This window comes from Ferrovibrio sp. (assembly GCF_041906005.1).
In the GTDB taxonomy this organism is placed as follows: domain Bacteria; phylum Pseudomonadota; class Alphaproteobacteria; order Ferrovibrionales; family Ferrovibrionaceae; genus Ferrovibrio.
In genome coordinates this window covers 2,987,815-3,003,780 of the sequence record NZ_JAYRJY010000001.1, presented here as the reverse complement: position 1 = coordinate 3,003,780, position 15,966 = coordinate 2,987,815, and the positions used below count along the sequence as shown (strand labels likewise).

Annotated in this window: 20 protein-coding genes; 7 read left to right on the top strand and 13 right to left on the bottom strand. The window is 63.7% G+C overall.

The annotated features are described in order from the left end of the window. Window position 1 precedes the first annotated feature (1 nt). The 3 genes from ACE3OO_RS14710 to ACE3OO_RS14700 form a co-directional block, all read right to left on the bottom strand. Window positions 2-784, bottom strand: coding sequence for an anti-sigma factor (locus ACE3OO_RS14710; RefSeq protein WP_374304158.1), 783 nt, complete (start codon window positions 782-784; stop codon window positions 2-4). After that, window positions 781-1,320, bottom strand: coding sequence for a sigma-70 family RNA polymerase sigma factor (locus tag ACE3OO_RS14705; protein WP_374304157.1), 540 nt, complete (start codon window positions 1,318-1,320; stop codon window positions 781-783). The genes ACE3OO_RS14710 and ACE3OO_RS14705 overlap by 4 nt, the downstream gene beginning before the upstream one ends. 68 nt (window positions 1,321-1,388) lie before the next feature. Further along, entirely contained in the window at window positions 1,389-1,778 is a 390-nt protein-coding gene (locus tag ACE3OO_RS14700) for a hypothetical protein (protein ID WP_374304156.1), read from the bottom strand. 142 nt (window positions 1,779-1,920) lie between these two features. Here ACE3OO_RS14700 and ACE3OO_RS14695 point away from each other — a divergent pair, with 142 nt between their 5' ends. After that, window positions 1,921-2,493 carry a tetratricopeptide repeat protein gene (locus ACE3OO_RS14695; RefSeq protein WP_374304155.1) on the top strand — a complete coding sequence of 191 codons (573 nt, stop codon included), beginning with the start codon at window positions 1,921-1,923 and terminating at the stop codon, window positions 2,491-2,493. On the opposite strand, the gene ACE3OO_RS14690 is transcribed toward ACE3OO_RS14695, so the two are convergent. Next, entirely contained in the window at window positions 2,494-2,826 is a 333-nt protein-coding gene (locus tag ACE3OO_RS14690; protein WP_374304154.1) for a DMT family protein, read from the bottom strand. Between the two features lie 40 nt (window positions 2,827-2,866). Then, entirely contained in the window at window positions 2,867-4,291 is a 1,425-nt protein-coding gene (gene pyk / locus ACE3OO_RS14685) for a pyruvate kinase (protein ID WP_374304153.1), read from the bottom strand. A 146-nt stretch (window positions 4,292-4,437) separates the two neighbouring features. On the opposite strand from pyk, the gene ppa reads away from it, so the two are divergent. From ppa to ACE3OO_RS14670, 3 genes are all read left to right on the top strand, one after another. Next, entirely contained in the window at window positions 4,438-4,971 is a 534-nt protein-coding gene (gene ppa / locus ACE3OO_RS14680; protein WP_374304152.1) for an inorganic diphosphatase, read from the top strand. Window positions 4,972-5,114: 143 nt separating this feature from the next. Next, on the top strand, window positions 5,115-5,726 hold the full coding sequence (locus ACE3OO_RS14675) for a Spy/CpxP family protein refolding chaperone (RefSeq protein ID WP_374304151.1): 612 nt from the start codon (window positions 5,115-5,117) through the stop codon (window positions 5,724-5,726). Between the two features lie 355 nt (window positions 5,727-6,081). Further along, complete coding sequence (locus ACE3OO_RS14670; protein WP_374304150.1) at window positions 6,082-6,735, top strand: PAS domain-containing protein; 654 nt, start codon at window positions 6,082-6,084, stop codon at window positions 6,733-6,735. A 162-nt stretch (window positions 6,736-6,897) separates the two neighbouring features. Here ACE3OO_RS14670 and ACE3OO_RS14665 read toward each other — a convergent pair whose 3' ends face one another. From ACE3OO_RS14665 to ACE3OO_RS14655, 3 genes are read right to left on the bottom strand one after another with little or no spacing between them, the layout of a single operon-like run. Then, complete coding sequence (locus ACE3OO_RS14665) at window positions 6,898-8,553, bottom strand: GMC family oxidoreductase (protein WP_374304149.1); 1,656 nt, start codon at window positions 8,551-8,553, stop codon at window positions 6,898-6,900. 60 nt (window positions 8,554-8,613) lie between these two features. After that, entirely contained in the window at window positions 8,614-10,038 is a 1,425-nt protein-coding gene (locus ACE3OO_RS14660) for a hypothetical protein (protein ID WP_374304148.1), read from the bottom strand. 55 nt (window positions 10,039-10,093) lie between these two features. After that, a complete protein-coding gene (locus ACE3OO_RS14655) occupies window positions 10,094-11,305 on the bottom strand; it encodes an NAD(P)/FAD-dependent oxidoreductase (protein ID WP_374304147.1) in 1,212 nt (403 codons plus the stop codon). Between the two features lie 388 nt (window positions 11,306-11,693). Here ACE3OO_RS14655 and ACE3OO_RS14650 point away from each other — a divergent pair, with 388 nt between their 5' ends. Further along, entirely contained in the window at window positions 11,694-12,353 is a 660-nt protein-coding gene (locus ACE3OO_RS14650) for a tetratricopeptide repeat protein (RefSeq protein ID WP_374304146.1), read from the top strand. A 46-nt stretch (window positions 12,354-12,399) separates the two neighbouring features. Here the strand turns inward: ACE3OO_RS14650 and ACE3OO_RS14645 are convergent, their stop codons facing one another. Both ACE3OO_RS14645 and greB read right to left on the bottom strand, forming a co-directional pair. Further along, window positions 12,400-12,657, bottom strand: coding sequence for a ParB N-terminal domain-containing protein (locus ACE3OO_RS14645; RefSeq protein ID WP_374304145.1), 258 nt, complete (start codon window positions 12,655-12,657; stop codon window positions 12,400-12,402). A gap of 13 nt (window positions 12,658-12,670) precedes the next feature. Continuing rightward, a complete protein-coding gene (gene greB, locus ACE3OO_RS14640) occupies window positions 12,671-13,231 on the bottom strand; it encodes a transcription elongation factor GreB (RefSeq protein WP_374304143.1) in 561 nt (186 codons plus the stop codon). Window positions 13,232-13,266: 35 nt separating this feature from the next. On the opposite strand from greB, the gene ACE3OO_RS14635 reads away from it, so the two are divergent. Further along, entirely contained in the window at window positions 13,267-13,752 is a 486-nt protein-coding gene (locus tag ACE3OO_RS14635; RefSeq protein WP_374304142.1) for a YaiI/YqxD family protein, read from the top strand. Between the two features lie 28 nt (window positions 13,753-13,780). On the opposite strand, the gene ACE3OO_RS14630 is transcribed toward ACE3OO_RS14635, so the two are convergent. The 3 genes from ACE3OO_RS14630 to ACE3OO_RS14620 form a co-directional block, all read right to left on the bottom strand. Beyond that, complete coding sequence (locus tag ACE3OO_RS14630; protein WP_374304140.1) at window positions 13,781-14,029, bottom strand: hypothetical protein; 249 nt, start codon at window positions 14,027-14,029, stop codon at window positions 13,781-13,783. Window positions 14,030-14,046: 17 nt separating this feature from the next. Then, on the bottom strand, window positions 14,047-14,208 hold the full coding sequence (locus ACE3OO_RS14625) for a hypothetical protein (RefSeq protein WP_374304139.1): 162 nt from the start codon (window positions 14,206-14,208) through the stop codon (window positions 14,047-14,049). 117 nt (window positions 14,209-14,325) lie between these two features. Continuing rightward, on the bottom strand, window positions 14,326-14,535 hold the full coding sequence (locus ACE3OO_RS14620; protein WP_374304137.1) for a cold-shock protein: 210 nt from the start codon (window positions 14,533-14,535) through the stop codon (window positions 14,326-14,328). Between the two features lie 333 nt (window positions 14,536-14,868). On the opposite strand from ACE3OO_RS14620, the gene ACE3OO_RS14615 reads away from it, so the two are divergent. Beyond that, window positions 14,869-15,966: a hypothetical protein gene (locus ACE3OO_RS14615; protein WP_374304136.1), complete on the top strand. Its 1,098-nt coding sequence runs from the start codon at window positions 14,869-14,871 to the stop codon at window positions 15,964-15,966.

Below are 15,966 nucleotides of genomic sequence, written 5' to 3'. Positions count from 1 at the left end.
ACTAGCGCGTCAGGCTCTCATAGACGCTGCGCGCCACCGGCAGCAAAGCCTCGCGGCCCGCCTCGCCGGCCAGCGCATAGCCGAAGCCGCCGTCGATCCAGTAGAAGGCCGCTGCCGCGCCGTCGCCGGAAAAACGAAAAGCCGTGTCATCGCCCGTCTCGCCGCTGCGCACATACAGCGTCAGGCGCTGGCCCTGGCGGTTTTCATACATGAACTGTGCGGCGGCATGGTTGCCGCTGGAGGCCGGCAGCAGCCGTCCGCCTACCAGCCCGTATCCCTGCGCGGTGAGCGAGGGTACGCGCAACGTCGTGCCCAGCCGCTTGGAGAGCCAGGCCACCAGATGCTGCTCTTCCTTCGCGGTCACCTCCACCGGATGCAGCACCTCGCGGCTGTATACCATATGCGCGCGCGTGGCTTCCTGCGGCAAGGCCGCCACCTGCACGGGCGGCATCATGTAGCCGCGCCCCCACCAGCCGGCACCGGCACCCAGCACGGCGATGCACAGCACGGCCGCGATCCGCAGGCCCTGGCGCAGCAGAATCTCGCCGCGCTTCGGCCGGGCGAACAAAGCCGCCATCGCCACCGGCACGGGTTCGGCCAGCGCCGGCGCAAAATGCTGCTGCAAGGCCTCGGCCTGGTCCTGCCAGGCCGCAACCTTTGCCGCCGCCTCGGGATTCTTGATCAGCCAGGCCTCGACGCGCAGGCGGTCCGCCGCCGGCAGGCGGTCATCGGCATAAGCCTGCAATTCGGCATCGGTGACTGGCTGGTCCACAGCGCCGGTCATTTCACCCTCCTCAGATGCGGCCTTGCATCATCGCCCACATGCGGAGGCTCGCCATCGGTCAGCCGCCGCAGTTTCTCGCGCGCCCGCAAAAGGCGCGACATCACGGTTCCCAGCGGCACATCCTGCACGCGGGCCGCCTCTTCGTAACTCAGGCCTTCCACCACCACCAGCAACAGCAGGCTGCGCTGCTCCTCGGGCAGCAGATCCAGCGCCATATCGAGATCGCGCAATTCCAACCGTTCCCACTGGCCGCCGCTCAAACCCGGTTCCTCGATGCTGTCATCCAGCGGCCGACTGTCGGGGCGGTTGCCCTCGCGCGTCCGGCGGCTGCGCCATACATTGTGCAGAATGGCAAACAGCCACGGTCGCAGGCTGGCATCGTTGCGCCGCGTGGCCCAGGCAGCCAGGGCGCGCTCCAGACAGTCCTGCACGATGTCGTCGGCCAGCGTGCCGTCGCGCGCCAGTGCCAGGGCAAAGCGCCGCAGCCGCGGAATCTCGGCCTCGATAGGATGCGGCTGGTGCCGACGGAACAGCATGGCAAGCAGTCGAGCGGGTAAGCCGGGCGGCGTGACGGACGATCGTACCGCCCAGCTTACCCTTCCCCTTACGGCTTGGCGATGTGCCAGGCGCCGTTGAGGAAGCCGTCGCCGGTGGTATCGCCCGGCTTGGTATCCTTGACCCAGGCGTAAAGCGGCTTGCCCTTGTAGGCCCACTGCTTCGAGCCGTCGTCGCGGGTGATCACGCTCCAGTCGCCGCTGGCCTTGGCGTCGCCAGCGGCCATCAGCGGCGGCCAGTTCTGGGCGCAGGGACCGTTGCAGGCGGATTTGCCGGGCGTGGCGTCCTTATCGAAGGTATAGAGCGTCATGCCCTTGGCATCGACCAGCACGGGGCCGAGCGCGGTGTTGCCGGTCTTGGCAGGGGCCATATCGGCACTGGCGCAGGCGGCAAGGCCGGCCGTCAGCAGGCCGGCCAGCATCAGGTTGCGAATGGTCATCAGGCTTCCCCTTTGCGGAAATACGGGACAGCCGCCTTCCGGCCGCCCAGGGGGTAAGACTGGCCGCCGGCGGTTTTATTCCGTCGTCCAGCAAAAAATTCTGCCCTTGCCCGGCCGGGATGGCGGACCTACCATTTCCACCATGCGGTTTCCGGCATTCCTTGCCCTGCCTCTTCTTCTGATGCTGGCCCAGCCCGGCCTCGCGCAGACTGGAACTGCGGCTGCGGCGAAAGCGCCGGTCACCCTCGACGAACTGTTCGACAAACTGCAGGAAACCCAGAACCCGATCGAAGCCAAACAGCTCGAGCGCAAAATCTGGGAAGCCTGGGGCAAATCGGATTCCGACACCCTGGAAGCCCTGATGCAGGGCGGCGTCACGGTGATGGAAAAGGGCGATTACAAACGCGCCGTGGATATCTTCTCCACCGTGATCGAGCTGAAGCCCGATTTCGCGGAAGGCTATAACAAGCGTGCCACGGTGCGGTTCCTGGCTGGCGACTATGCCGGTTCGGTCGCCGATATCGAGCGCACGCTGCAACTCGAACCACGCCATTTCGGCGCCCTGGCCGGCCTGGCGATGATCATGGAGCGGCTGGACAACCTGCCCGAGGCTTTGCGTGCCTATCGCCGCGCCCTGGCCGCCAATCCGCATCTGGCCGACGGACCGGAGAAACTGAAAGAACTGCGCCGGCGCATCGACGCCAAGACGCTCTAGCTATTTCTGGAAGATGAAATAGACGGCACCGATCAGGCAGCCGAAAGCGGCCAGGTAATTCCAGCGCAGCCCTTCCCCTAAATAAAACACCGCGAACAGCGCAAAGACGCTGAGCGTGATCACTTCCTGCACGATCTTGAGCTGGGCGGCATTGAAGGTGCCGCTGGCATAGCCGATCCGGTTCGCCGGCACCGCCAGGCAGTATTCGAAGAAGGCGATGCCCCAAGAGATCAGAATCACCTTCCACAGGGCCTGCCCCGGGAATTTCAGGTGCCAGTACCAGGCGAAGGTCATCATCACGTTGGATGCACAGAGCAGCAGGATGGTGGTCATGGCGCCTCTGGCGGGCTGGGAAGATCGGGGAGTCCCTGCTTTACGGCACGGAATCGACGCGGGCAATGCGCAGCACGTTGGTATTGCCGGGTGTTCCGAACGGAACGCCGGCGGTGACCACCAGCATGTCGCCCGGCCTGGCCAGTTCGGCATCGCGCGCCAGAACCACCGCTTTGGCCACCATATCGGAGAAATTCACCGCATCCGGCGCCACCACGGGATTGACGCCCCAGGCGATGCTGAGGCGGCGCGCGGTTTCCACCAGCGGCGTGAGGCAAAGGATCGGCGCTTTCGGCCGTTCGCGCGCCGCCCGCAGGGCCGTGGAGCCCGACATGGTGTAGGTGACGATGGCGGCGGCACGGATGGTTTCGGCCACCTGACGGGCCGCCGCGGTGATCGCGTCCGACACCGTGTTTTCCGGGCTGTTGTGTTCGGCATCCATGATGCCGCGATAGAGCGGATCGCGTTCGATCTGCTCGGCGATGGCATTCATGGTGCGCACGGCTTCCACCGGATACTCGCCGGACGCGGTTTCGGCCGACAGCATCACGGCATCGGCGCCGTCATAGACCGCCGTGGCGACATCGGACACCTCGGCGCGCGTCGGCACCGGCGCTTTCACCATGGAATCCAGCATCTGCGTGGCGACCACGACGGGTTTTCCGGCGCGGCGGGCGGCACGCACGATGCGTTTCTGCACGCCGGGCACCGCCTGCAGCGGCATTTCCACGCCCAGATCGCCGCGCGCCACCATGATCGCGTCCGACAGCGCGACGATCTCGTCCAGCTCGTCCACGGCAGACGGCTTTTCGATCTTGGCCAGCAAGGCCGCGCGGCCCTGGATCAGGCCACGGGCCTCGCGCAGGTCGTCAGGCCGCTGCACGAAACTCAAGCCGATCCAGTCCACGCCATGGGCGAGCGCAAAAGCAAGGTCGCCGCGATCCTTGGGCGTCAGCGCCGACAGCGGCACCACGGTATCGGGCAGGTTCAGCCCCTTGCGGTCGGAGAGCGGCCCGCCCACCACCACTTCGGTCATCGCCCAGCTGGAATGCATGTCCTTCACGCGCAGGCGGATCTTGCCGTCATCCAGCAGCAGGTCGGTATCGGGTTGCAGGCTGGCCAGCACTTCCGGATGCGGCAAAGCCACGCCGGTGGCATCGCCCAGCGTGCCTTCCATGTCGAGGCGGAAACTCTGGCCGGCGATCAGGTCGACGGCACCGTCGCGGAAGCTGCCGATGCGCAGCTTGGGCCCCTGCAGATCGGCGAGCAGGCCGATCGGCCGGCCCGCCTCGTGTTCCAGGGCGCGCACGATGTGGATGCGGGCCAGGTGATCGTCATGGCTGCCATGGCTGAAATTGAGGCGGAACACATCGGCGCCGGCCTCGAACAGGGCGCGGATGCGGTCGGCGGAAGCGGTGGCGGGGCCGAGCGTGGCGACGATCTTGACGTTGCGTTCCCGATGCATACTCCCCCCACAGGCTTGAACGCCATCCTAGCCGGGCGGGCGGGGCATCTGCGACGAAAATATTAGGGATCAAGCGGTTGCGTTTTCTGCTGCATTTGCGAAAAAGGCGCCCACCTCCCTACCCCATCGAGTCCAAAGGACCAGACATGGATATCGCCCGCATCAGCGTGGGTAAGAACCCGCCTTACGACATCAATGCCGTGATCGAGATCCCGGCCGGCGGCGTCCCGGTGAAATACGAGCTGGACAAGGATTCCGGCGCGCTGTTCGTCGACCGCTTCCTGCACACCGCCATGTTCTACCCGGCCAATTACGGCTTCGTGCCGCATACCCTGGGTGGCGACGGCGACCCCTGCGACATCCTGGTGGTGAGCCATGTGCCGGTGGTGGCCGGCGCGGTGATCCGCTCGCGCCCGATCGGCGCGCTGAAGATGGAAGACGAGGCCGGCGGCGACGAGAAGATCATCGCCGTGCCGGTCGACAAGCTGCACCCCTTCTACACCAACGTGGCGACCTATGCCGATCTGCCGGCCAGCCTGCTGGAGCAGATCGAGCATTTCTTCGTCCATTACAAGGACCTGGAAAAGGGCAAGTTCGTGAAGTCGGCCGGCTGGGTCGGCCCGGACGAGGCCGCCAAGATGATCACCGACGGCATCGTGCGCGCGGCTGGTATCAAGTAACGCGCGCTCATTTTCGACGATCAGGCGCCGGCCCGGAGGCCCTCCTCCCGGCCGGCGCTTTTCGTTTGCGAGGTTGACATAGCGCAAGGTGGCCGTAAGCCGGCCGCATTAGGGTTGCGGCATCCTCAGCATGGAGAGACGCCATGACCACGGGACTGATCCGCACCACATTCACCGCCCTTGCCACCGCCCTTGCCATCGCTGCCACGGTGGCCGGTACGGCCCTGGCCCAGCCGATGATGCAGGGCCAGCAGGGACGCGGCCCGATGATGCAGCAGGGCCAGGGCATGATGCAGGGTCAGGGCATGATGCAGGGCTATGGCCCCGGCTACGGCATGATGCAGGGCTACGGCATGGGCGGTTATGGCATGGGGTATGGCCATGGCATGATGATGGGCATGATGGGCGGCGGCTATACCGAAGGCAGCATCGCCTTCCTGAAAGCCGAGCTGGGCATCACCACGCAGCAGGAGGCGGTGTGGACTCCCTTCGCCACGGCCCTGCGCAGCTTCGGCGCCAGCATGCATGGGCCGCGCCACGGCCGCCAGACACCGGCCCAGCAGCCGGCCACCCAGCCGCCGGCCAACCAGTCCCTGCCCGACAGCCTGGAGACCCGGGTGGGCTGGATGGAAGGCCATCTCGCCGCGCTGAAAACCCTGCGCGACACGGCCAAGCCGCTCTATGCCGCCCTGACCCCGGAACAGAAAGCCAAGGCCGACGACCTGCTGGGCGGCTGCCCGCCCTGCAGCCCCTGAAGTTTCCTCCCCCCGCCGGCCATCGCATCCCCCCTCGCGGTGGCCGGCATCTCGGCGGCGGCCATGTTACGGCCGCCGTTTTTTTTGCGCCGTTTCTATGCCCCCGCTTTCGCAGCGTGCCGCAGTGGTTTTGCGTCGTTTTGCGATGGTTTTGCTATGCTAAGTCCTTGATTCCCCGTAAATCGATTTTCCATAACGCCAAAACCCACCATCGGAACATATATGGAACTTTCGGCCGGGAATTCAATACCGACCCCGCCCCCGGGTTCCACACTAGAATTACTTGAAATTAACTTCCCTTCTAACGCGGGCGGAGTAGATATAGGCCCGTTACCCCCCCAACGACGGACATGTCATGACCGCCGAACCGCCTGTCTCCCTTCCCGGCACTGCTGCCGGTTCTTCTCCCGGTGTTTCAACAGCCCCTGGTCTGACGGCCCCCGGTCTGACGCCCCCTGGCCTGACGGCGGATGCCGCCGATCTGGGCCACCTGCCGCAGGCGTTGCGCGCCGGCGCCGACATGAGCGGCGTGAGCGATCCGCGCCTGCTGCGCGCGCTGGACTGGTGGCGCGGGCTGGCGACCGTCTCGGCCCTGCCTTTGCCCGACCGCGCGCAGATCGACCCGGCCGCGATCACCGACCTGCTGCCCTATTGCATCCTGTGGGACGTGCTGCACGGCCCGAACGACACGCGGCTATATCGCTGCCGTCTGGCCGGCACGATCCTGTGCGAGGTCTATGGCCGCGACGGGCGCGGGCTGATGCTGCACGAGATGTTTGGCGACGACACCGCCCAGATGCAGGCCGGGCTGGACGTGGCGGCGATCCATGCCCGCCCCTTCCATGCCGAACACCGCATGACCTGGGCGAAGAAGGATTTCTACAAATACCGCCGCGTGCTGCTGCCCTTCACCCACCGCGCCGCCGCTTTGCGCCTGGACGGCCAGCGGGAAGAGAATCCGGCCCGCGTCGGCCTGCTGATGAACGTGATCAGCTTCGTGCCGGAGTGAGGCGGGCTTAACCACGCCCTCACCCCAGCCCTCTCCCGCAAGCGGGAGAGGGAGGGACACGACCTCTCAACAGGGTGCCCCCTACCCCCCGGCCCTCTCCCGCAGGCGGGAGAGGGAGGGACCCGGCGCCATAAGGCGACGGGAGGGTGAGGGTGTCTGTGACTAGCGGTTATCCTGCAGCACCATCTCGGCGCCTTTTTCCGCGATCATCAGCGTGGGCGATGCGGTATTGCCCGAGGTGATCAGCGGCATCACGGAAGCGTCGATCACGCGCAGGCCCGCCACGCCGCGCACGCGCAGGCGCGCATCCAGCACAGCCATCGGATCGCTGTCCACGCCCATCTTCGCAGTACTCACCGGATGGAAAATGGTGGCGCCGATATTGCCCGCCGCCACGCGCATGTCGTCTTCGGTCTGCACGTCGTCGCCGGGCAGGAATTCCTCAGGCGCGTATTTCGCCAAAGCGGGTGCGGCGGCCAGCTTGCGCGTGAGTTTCAGGGAATCAATCGCCACCCGCATGTCGGCTTCGGTGGAGAGGTAATTCGGCTGGATCGCCGGGGCATCGGCCGGATCGTTTGAGGTGATCCGCACATGGCCGCGCGAGGTGGGCCGCAGGTTGCAGATCGAGGCCGTGAAGGCCGGGAACGGATGCAGCGGATCGCCGAACTTGTCGAGCGACAGCGGCTGGATATGGAATTCCACGTTCGGCGTGGCGTGTTCGGGCGAGGAACGCGTGAACATGCCAAAGGTGCTGGGCGCCATGGTGAGCGCGCCGCGCCGCAGCAGGGCATATTGCGCACCCATCATGGCGCGGCCAAACAGCCCGGCTTCGTTGATCGTCTTCACGCCCCGCACCTTGTAGATCAGGCGGAGCTGCAGGTGATCCTGCAAATTCTCGCCCACGCCGGGCAGGTGATGTTTGACGTCGATGCCATGGGATTTCAGCAGATCGGCCGGACCGATGCCGCTCAATTGCAGAAGCTGCGGCGAGTTGATGGCGCCGGCGGCCAGGATCACCTCGCGTTTCGCCGTGGCGAAAAAGCTCTGGCCGTGATGGCGGTAGACCACGCCGGTTGCGCGCGGCTGGCCGCTGCCCTGGCCGCTGCCCTGCGCGCTGTCCAGCGCCACGTTGCAGACATGAACATAGGTGCGCAGTTCCAGATTGGGCCGCGACAGCACGGGCTTGAGGAAACCGGTGGCGGCCGACCAGCGCACGCCACGCTTCTGGTTGACCTGGAAATAGCCCGAGCCTTCGTTGTTGCCGAGGTTGAAATCATCCACCTGCGGAATGCCGATCTGCGCGCCGGCCTCGGCCACGCTGTCGATCAGGTCCCAGCGCACGCGGGCTTTTTCCACGCGCCATTCGCCGCCCGCATTATGGAGTTTCGATGCGCCCAGCTCGTGATCCTCGTGTTTGAGGAAATACGGCAGCACATCATTCCAGCCCCAGCCGGACAGGCCCATCTGGGCCCAGGTGTCGTAATCCTGCACCTGGCCGCGCATGTAGACCATGGCGTTGATCGCCGTGCAGCCGCCGATCACCTTGCCGCGCGCATAGCCGATGGAGCGGTTGTTGAGGCCCGGCACCGGCTGCGTCTGATAACACCAGTCGGCGCGCGGATTGCCGATGGCGAACAGATAGCCGATGGGGATGTGGAACCAGATCCAGTCATCCTTGCCGCCGGCCTCGAGCACCAGCACGCGGTTGCGCGGATCGGCCGACAGCCGGTTGGCCAGCAGCGAACCGGCCGTGCCGCCGCCCACGATGATGTAATCGAATTCGCCGCCGGGTTTATGATCTTGTTGTTGGGCCGACATGGCCGAGCGTTTCCTTGTTTCTTAACCTCAGACCTTCGCGCATCAACAGCAATAACTACACTAAAGCAGCGAAGCGGACGGTGGCGAACGTCGAGCGTCAACCGTAATAACTCTGATCTTGTAAGGTAAAGACTTGTTCATATCATCAACAATTTTCTGAATATCGGATATTTTCTTTATATCCTCATCCTTGTAAGCACACACAACGAATATACCTTCGGAAATACGCTCGGCTTCCAAATATTTTGGCAACTGACGACGAAGGCCATTCCAGAATTTTGAATTCTTGGCCAGCTTCGCCTCGATTAAGACCCGCGCGGAATATCCGTACGACATTTTAAAATCGACAGGGCCTCGGCCAATATTCGCTTCAGCGGAAACGTCAATATTATTTAAACGACAATGAGTCGCTACAGTTTGCATGAATAAGGCTTGAAAAGCATCCTCAGCTTTGGGCGTACCGTTGTCGTTCCATAAAAGCTTCCATCCCTTATTGTCTTCAACATAAATTCTAAAATCTTCGATAAACTCGAAGACTGCCTCAGCCATTTCTTTATCACTTTTAGGCGAAACTACATGAGGATGCGCTTTTGCTCTCCTAAAAGCATCCACTCCGGGCTGATATAGGCCATTGGGATCGCGCTCGATATCATAAGCAGCCGGAGGTCTTGCCTCTAAAGTTTTGATGAATTGAGACCGTAGTGTCTGCGCTGCCCGAGCCAAATCAACTATCGTAGCTTTATCAACATTACGCTTTATGTCGTCTCCATAGCGCTGACGAAGAAGATCATTCTGGTTATCATAGCAATAATCCCAGAATGCATCAGCGTTGATGGCAGGCAGCTTTCTCAGGTATTGCCTCGGCACCAATAGTATCGGGACCTTAGTGAGAGGATTTATCGGCAATTCGAAAGTCCGATTCACCCACCGCTGTTGAGTTATGTCGAAGAAACCTCGATCCGTTCGAACTTCAACAGTGGGAATTTTATGCTTCCGACAAATCGCTCGGGTATACTCTGCTAATCTATGCCGGATAATATTTGCCGTCGCATCGCTAATTCTATCCGCTCCAATCCCTTCCTCAAAAATCTGGATTTCTTCAAAGTGCGAGAGTTCTTTTACGCCTGCACGGACGGCTTTGTAAAAGCCGCGCGCTAATTGAACAGCTAACTTGCCGCCTGAACCTGAGCCGCGCGTCCCTAGTTTAGTATAACCAAGACACAGCTCGCCCACTTCCGGAAAGCGCAAAAGAGACTCCGCCAATCGCCAGCTAGCCGATTGGTCATTGCCATCACTTTTTGCGATAAGACCAAGGACAAAATTAAAGAACTGAATGATCTCAGCGTGACTATCGGTAAAGACGCCGCTTTCTCCGTCGTAAAGCAAAAATGGGTCGAGGAACAAGCGAGTGTCGATATTCAGCAACGGATCGAACCAATCATCCGTTGCATCCCGGCTGATTCCAAATGCATCAGAAAATAGCATTTCGCCCCCGTTTGATTAAGAATATCAACGAGAGATGATAGCTTAAAGAAAAAGTTTACGCTGCCACCCCCGCCGCATAACCCGAACTCCACGCCCACTGGAAATTGAAGCCGCCGAGATGGCCGGTCACGTCCACGGCCTCGCCGATGAAATAGAGGCCGGGCACGGCACGCGCTTCCATGCTTTGCGAGGAGAGCGCGGCGGTATCCACGCCGCCGAGTGTGACTTCCGCCTTGGCAAAACCTTCGGTGCCGGCGGGGGTGAGTTGCCAGTGTTGCGCCAGCGCCGTGAGGGTTTTGAATTTCGCGTCGCCTAAATCCGCCAGGCGGCCGTCGAGGCCGGCCAGGTCGCAGAGCCGTTTGGCTAATCTGCCCGGCAGGTGCGATGCCATCTGCGTTCCGATCTCCTGTTTCGGGTGCTGGACCCGCGCGGCTTTCAGCAATGCGAAGAGATCGAGGCCGGGCAGCAGGTTGATGGTGATCGGCTGGCGGCGTTCAAAAAATTCCCAGTAGCTGGAAATCTGCAAAATGGCCGGCCCGCTGAGGCCCTTGTGGGTGAACAGCAGGGCCTCGCGGAAGCGGCGTTTGCCGATGGATGTTTCCGCATCGGGCACGGCCACGCCGGCCAGGCCATCGAAGCGGCGCGCGTCTTCCGGCCCAAACAGCAGCGGCACCAAAGCGGGTTTGGGCGGGATGACGTTGAGCCCGAACTGTTTTGCGATCTCGTAGGCCAGGCCGGTGGCGCCCATTTTCGGAATGGATGCCCCGCCGGTGGCGAGCACCAGAGCGGGCGCGTCGAACACATCCGCACTGGCGGTATGGACGCGGAAGCCTGCGGGCGTTTTCTCCACGCTGGCGATGGCTGAGTTGAGCCGCAGCGTGACCTCGCCCGGCCCGCGCTGGCATTCGGCCAGCAGCATGTCGATGATCTGCTGCGCCGAGCCGTCGCAGAACAACTGCCCAAGTGTTTTCTCGTGCCACGCGATGCCGTGCCTGTTCACCAGCGCGATGAAGTCCTGCGGCGTGAAGCGTTTCAGCGCCGATTTGGCGAAATGCGGATTGGCGGAGAGGAAATCGGCCGCCGTAGTGTGCAGATTGGTGAAGTTGCAGCGGCCGCCGCCGGAGATGCGGATCTTTTCGCCCGGCCTGGCGGCGTGGTCGAGCAGCAGCACGCGCTTGCCGCGTTGGGCGGCCACGCCGGCGCAGAACAGCCCGGCGCCGCCGGCGCCCAGGATGATCACGTCGTAGGATGGAAGGGGTGCGGACATGGCTGACCGTCATGCCATGCTTCAGGCGCGGCATCCACGATCTGGGAAAAACAACGCGTGGATGCCCGGGCCCGGGAATCGCTTCCTGGCCGGCCATGACATTTCTGTTTTTTGGTTCTCTTTTTATCGTCATGCCCGGACCCACGAAGCGCTTGCTGGCCGGTCATCCACGTTTTCTTATCCCGGCTCATCCCCCCCAAGTCCCTGCTGCCGCTGCGGCAGGCGGCGGAGGCTTGGGGGCGCAGGCAGGGCGAAAGTTCTGCTAACCAAGATTCAACTGGACATTGGGAACCCGGACTGGTTGTATCGACCCGTTACCCCTGAGATCCCGCAAAATCGCGGCGCCGGCCTGTCATCGTGCCGGCGCGCCAAGCAGCAGAAAGCCGCCATGGCCCTCCCAGTCCGGTATACCGATTCCCATCCGTTTTCCGTCACGCGCCCGCCCTTGCGCCAGATCCTGCTGTGGCAACTGGCCGGCATCCTGCTGCTGGGCGCCGCCCTGCTGGTCGCGGCGCTGCTGGGCGCGACACCGGCCCGGGCGGACTCGCATCTGCTGGCCGCCGCGCGGGCCGGCGACGCGGAAGCCGCCGAGCATCTGGGCGTGATGTATGAGACCGGCTCGGGCGTGCGCCGCAGCGAGGCCGAGGCCGCCTACTGGTATGGCCGCGCCGCCCAGGCCGGCCGCCGCCAGTCGCAATATGCCTATGCGCAATTCCTGGAAAACGGCAGCGGCATCACCAAGGACGAAGCCGCCGCCCTGCACTGGTATCTGAGCGCCGCCAGCCAGGGCCATCTGGGCGCGGTGGCCAACCTGGCCGCCATGCTGGCGACCGGGCGCGGCACGGCGCAGGACCGGCTGTCGGCCTATCGCGTGCTGCTCTGGGCCAAGGAGCAGCGCGGCCAGGATTCGCGCCAGCCGCAGGTGGCCGCCAGCCTGGAGGCGATCGGCGCCGGCCTGCGCGGAATCGACCGCAAGGCCGCCACGCCGCTGGAGCCGCGCGAGCTGCAAGCGCGGCTGGGGCCGGTGAAAAAGGTGGCGCAGAAGTAAGGCGCCAGAACCGGGGCCTCAGAACCGGGGCTTCAGAACCGGGGCTTCAGAATTTGCGCGCCGCCACGATATAGGCGGCGATGGTGGCCTCGCCCAGGCTGCGCATGGCTTCCAGCCGGTGCAGCCCGGCCACCAGCACATAGCGTTTCTGCGCCTCGTCGCGCCGCACCTGGATCGGCACTTTCAGGCCGCCGTCGCCGACGATCTCGTCGGCCAGCGCCGAGACCTTCGCGGCATCCAGCGTGCCCTTGAACTTGGCCGGCACGTAGATCTCGGCGATTTTCACCGGCACGGCTTTCATCATTGGCCAAATCCTTTCATGAGGCGGCCTCTTCGTAGACGATCTTCAGCACCTCGATGGACTGCAGACCCTGCGGCGTGCGCAGCTCCACCACGTCGCCCACGCGCGCCTTGATCAGGGCGCGGGCAATGGGCGCGATCCAGCTCACCTCGCCCTGTTCGATGCGCGCCTCGTCGATGCCGACGATGCGGATGGTGCGTTCGCGGTCGCTGTCGTCCAGGTACGTCACCGTGGCGCCGAAAAACACCTGATCGCGGTTTTTCTGCAGGGCCGGATCGACCGGCTCGGCGATCTCCAGCCGTTTGAGCAGGAAGCGGATGCGGCGGTCGATCTCGCGCAGGCGCTTCTTGCCATAGAGATAATCGCCGTTCTCGCTGCGGTCGCCGTTGCCTGCGGCCCAGGAGACGATCTCGACCACCTTGGGCCGCTCGACGGTTTTCAGCTGTTTCAGCTCGTCGCGCAGGCGCTGCAGCCCCGCCGGCGTGATGTAGTTCTTCGCGCCTTGCGGAATCGCCGGGGCCTCGTCGAGATCGTCCTCGACCTCGTGATCCGTCTCTTTCGTGAAGGCCTTGCTCATGGATTTACCCTAGCATGCCATGGCATAAAGCGGCCATGCCTGCCGCCATCACCATCTATGTGGACGCCGATGCCTGCCCGGTCAAGGACGAGGTGTTCCGCGTGGCCGAGCGGCACGGCGCCGTTCATGGCAATGTGGCCGTGCAGGTGGTGGCGAATGCCTGGCTGAATCTGCCGCGCCTGCCCTGGATCACGCTCACCGTGGTGGGCGCGCGGCTGGATGAGGCCGATGACTGGATCGCGGAGCGCGCCGGTGCGGGCGATATCGTGGTGACGGCCGATGTGCCGCTGGCGGCGCGCTGCGTGAAGGCGGGCGCCACCGTGCTGGCGCCGAACGGCAAGAGCTTCAACGGCAGCATCGGGCTGGATCTCGCCCTGCGCAACCTGATGACCGACCTGCGCGCGGCCAGCCCGACCGAACGCGTCGGCTCGGGCCCCCGGCCCTTCAGCGCGAAGGACCGTTCCGCCTTCCTGCAGGCCCTGCATGAGGCGGTGATGAAACTGAAACGCGGCCAGAGCTGATTAAAGCTGGTTGCCTAAAGCTGGTTGCCTAAAGCTGGTTGGCCGAGCGGCTGATGGTCTTGATCGGGCCGCGCGGGCGGCCGGATTTCTCGGCGATGTCGCGGTCCTGCGCCTCGATGAAGGCGCGGGCGACATCCTCCTCGTCGTCGAAGCCGGCGAATTGCGTGGTCGGCACGCGGCGGTTCGAGGTCTGGCTGCCGTCCTGGTAGATCACGTCGAACAGGATGAAGGCGGCGTTGGGATTGATCTTGGGTTTCTTGGTCTTGTCCTTGGCCATGACACGCTGTCCCTGACTTACTCTTCCCTCGCGCCGTCCGCGACCGGAGTCTCGCCCTGCTGTTCCGATTTGCGGCGTTCGGATTCTTCCTGGCGCTTCTGCAGCTTTTCCTGCTTCTTCTGTTCCTTGGCGCGGGTGCGCTCGGCGCGCTGCTGGTTGTAGTTCGGTTTGAACGCCATGGCGCCCTCCGGGCAAAGCTCGATGCTGGAGCATGCTGAAGCTGGAGCATGCTGAAAAAACCAAAGGGGGCACCCGTTTCCGGGCACCCCCTCGGCAAAACGTCCTGACGGGTTAGATCAGGCAGCCTTCAGATTCACGGCCGAGGTCTTGCCGCGCTTCGGATCGCGCTGTTCCTCGAAGGAAATCCGCTGGCCTTCGTTCAGGCCGCTCATGCCGGCGCGCTCAACGGCCGAGATATGAACGAACACGTCCGGCCCGCCGCCTTCCGGCTGGATGAAACCGTAGCCCTTGGTGGCATTGAACCATTTCACAGTACCGACAGCCATAGCTGTATCTCCGTAGTTTTCAGTGTAGCAACGCCGCCGAAGAGAAAGGAACCCGTCGACGACGCATCAAACTATGTCCAGGCGTGGCAGGGAACTGGACACCTGCGATTGTTGAGATCGACAGGCAGAGCAGTCTGGCAGTCCGTAGTAGTATGACCCCCTTAAGATAGGTATTCCTCCAGATTGTGCAAGGGTGGGCGAGCAACACTCTGGCGCGGTTGCATAAATGCGCAGGCATCGGCCGATTGCCCGCAGAAATCCGCGCAGAATTGGCGTTGATTCCGCATGCGCGCGGCGCTATGCAACCGGCACCGGGAAACCATACGTATAACAATGACCGCCGAATCCAGCCACGCCTCCGCCGAAGATGGCCTGCAGCAGCAGCTGCACGGCATCTTCTTCGACCTGTGGCGCTTCGGCAGCCATGCCCTGGTCGGCTGGCGTCCCAGCCGGCTGGGCATCGAGATCATCACCGTGCCCAAGGTGCGGCTGTTCGCCGATCATGGCCGGCATCTGGCCGTGTTCAGCGAAAGCGGCCTGATGGCCGGCGGCGCGCTGGACGAAGCGGCCCGCCTGCTGGAGGTGCAGCCGGTGGAGCTGCGGCTGGAACGCCCGATCGGCCCCGGCCCGGGCGAGATTCCCTATACGCTGGTCGAGCAGGTGTTCCAGCTGTTCACCGTGACCAAGACGCTGCACCGTGCCGTGCTGCTGATGGACATCGTCGGCTTTTCCAAGGCCGCGCCCGAGCAGCAGGCCGCCCAGCTCACCACCCTGGAATTCTCGCTCAATCTGGCCGAGGAGATGGCGCGCGCCCATGGCCTGGCCGTCGGATTCCGCCGCACCACCACGGGCGACGGTTTCTATGTGTGGAACGAACGCTCAGGCCTGCGCGCCGATATCGACTTCTTCTGCGCGGTGGCGATTTTCCAGATCCTGTTCTCGGCCCTGCGCCGCACCACCACCGACGCTTCGGCCGTGCCCGGCCTGCGGCTGTGCCTGAGCATCGGCAGCCATTTCCTCTATCACCAGCCACGCAAGGACGGCAGCGACGGCGGCGCCTTCATCGTCGGCGATGTCACCATCCAGGTGGCGCGCCTGATCGGCACCGCCCTGCCGGAACAGATCATGGTGGGCGATTTCCGCCGCCCGCTGGGTCTGGGCCACGGGCAATGCGACAGCGAAACCTTCCTGCGTGCGGTGAGCGAGCGGCTGGCGGGCATAAAGGATCTGCGCGTTCTGGGGTATCGCATCGACCGCGTCAGCTTTTACCTGACCGGTCCGCGCGAGGATGATGGCCGCCATGTGCCGAGCCTGATCACCATCACCGACAAACATGGCTTCGAGCATCGCTGCTATAACGCCAAGCTGAACGCCTTCGCCGAACAGGGCGAGCCGTATTACTGCGGCCTGCAGCATGCCGACCTGGCCTGA

Excerpts from the sequence above, each read along its gene's own strand:
- ACE3OO_RS14710 (WP_374304158.1), bottom strand. The coding sequence starts at position 784 with ATGACCGGCGCTGTGGACCAGCCAGTCACCGATGCCGAATTGCAGGCT.
- ACE3OO_RS14705 (WP_374304157.1), bottom strand. The coding sequence starts at position 1,320 with ATGCTGTTCCGTCGGCACCAGCCGCATCCTATCGAGGCCGAGATTCCG.
- ACE3OO_RS14700 (WP_374304156.1), bottom strand. The coding sequence starts at position 1,778 with ATGACCATTCGCAACCTGATGCTGGCCGGCCTGCTGACGGCCGGCCTT.
- ACE3OO_RS14695 (WP_374304155.1), top strand. The coding sequence starts at position 1,921 with ATGCGGTTTCCGGCATTCCTTGCCCTGCCTCTTCTTCTGATGCTGGCC.
- ACE3OO_RS14690 (WP_374304154.1), bottom strand. The coding sequence starts at position 2,826 with ATGACCACCATCCTGCTGCTCTGTGCATCCAACGTGATGATGACCTTC.
- pyk (WP_374304153.1), bottom strand. The coding sequence starts at position 4,291 with ATGCATCGGGAACGCAACGTCAAGATCGTCGCCACGCTCGGCCCCGCC.
- ppa (WP_374304152.1), top strand. The coding sequence starts at position 4,438 with ATGGATATCGCCCGCATCAGCGTGGGTAAGAACCCGCCTTACGACATC.
- ACE3OO_RS14675 (WP_374304151.1), top strand. The coding sequence starts at position 5,115 with ATGACCACGGGACTGATCCGCACCACATTCACCGCCCTTGCCACCGCC.
- ACE3OO_RS14670 (WP_374304150.1), top strand. The coding sequence starts at position 6,082 with ATGACCGCCGAACCGCCTGTCTCCCTTCCCGGCACTGCTGCCGGTTCT.
- ACE3OO_RS14665 (WP_374304149.1), bottom strand. The coding sequence starts at position 8,553 with ATGTCGGCCCAACAACAAGATCATAAACCCGGCGGCGAATTCGATTAC.
- ACE3OO_RS14660 (WP_374304148.1), bottom strand. The coding sequence starts at position 10,038 with ATGCTATTTTCTGATGCATTTGGAATCAGCCGGGATGCAACGGATGAT.
- ACE3OO_RS14655 (WP_374304147.1), bottom strand. The coding sequence starts at position 11,305 with ATGTCCGCACCCCTTCCATCCTACGACGTGATCATCCTGGGCGCCGGC.
- ACE3OO_RS14650 (WP_374304146.1), top strand. The coding sequence starts at position 11,694 with ATGGCCCTCCCAGTCCGGTATACCGATTCCCATCCGTTTTCCGTCACG.
- ACE3OO_RS14645 (WP_374304145.1), bottom strand. The coding sequence starts at position 12,657 with ATGATGAAAGCCGTGCCGGTGAAAATCGCCGAGATCTACGTGCCGGCC.
- greB (WP_374304143.1), bottom strand. The coding sequence starts at position 13,231 with ATGAGCAAGGCCTTCACGAAAGAGACGGATCACGAGGTCGAGGACGAT.
- ACE3OO_RS14635 (WP_374304142.1), top strand. The coding sequence starts at position 13,267 with ATGCCTGCCGCCATCACCATCTATGTGGACGCCGATGCCTGCCCGGTC.
- ACE3OO_RS14630 (WP_374304140.1), bottom strand. The coding sequence starts at position 14,029 with ATGGCCAAGGACAAGACCAAGAAACCCAAGATCAATCCCAACGCCGCC.
- ACE3OO_RS14625 (WP_374304139.1), bottom strand. The coding sequence starts at position 14,208 with ATGGCGTTCAAACCGAACTACAACCAGCAGCGCGCCGAGCGCACCCGC.
- ACE3OO_RS14620 (WP_374304137.1), bottom strand. The coding sequence starts at position 14,535 with ATGGCTGTCGGTACTGTGAAATGGTTCAATGCCACCAAGGGCTACGGT.
- ACE3OO_RS14615 (WP_374304136.1), top strand. The coding sequence starts at position 14,869 with ATGACCGCCGAATCCAGCCACGCCTCCGCCGAAGATGGCCTGCAGCAG.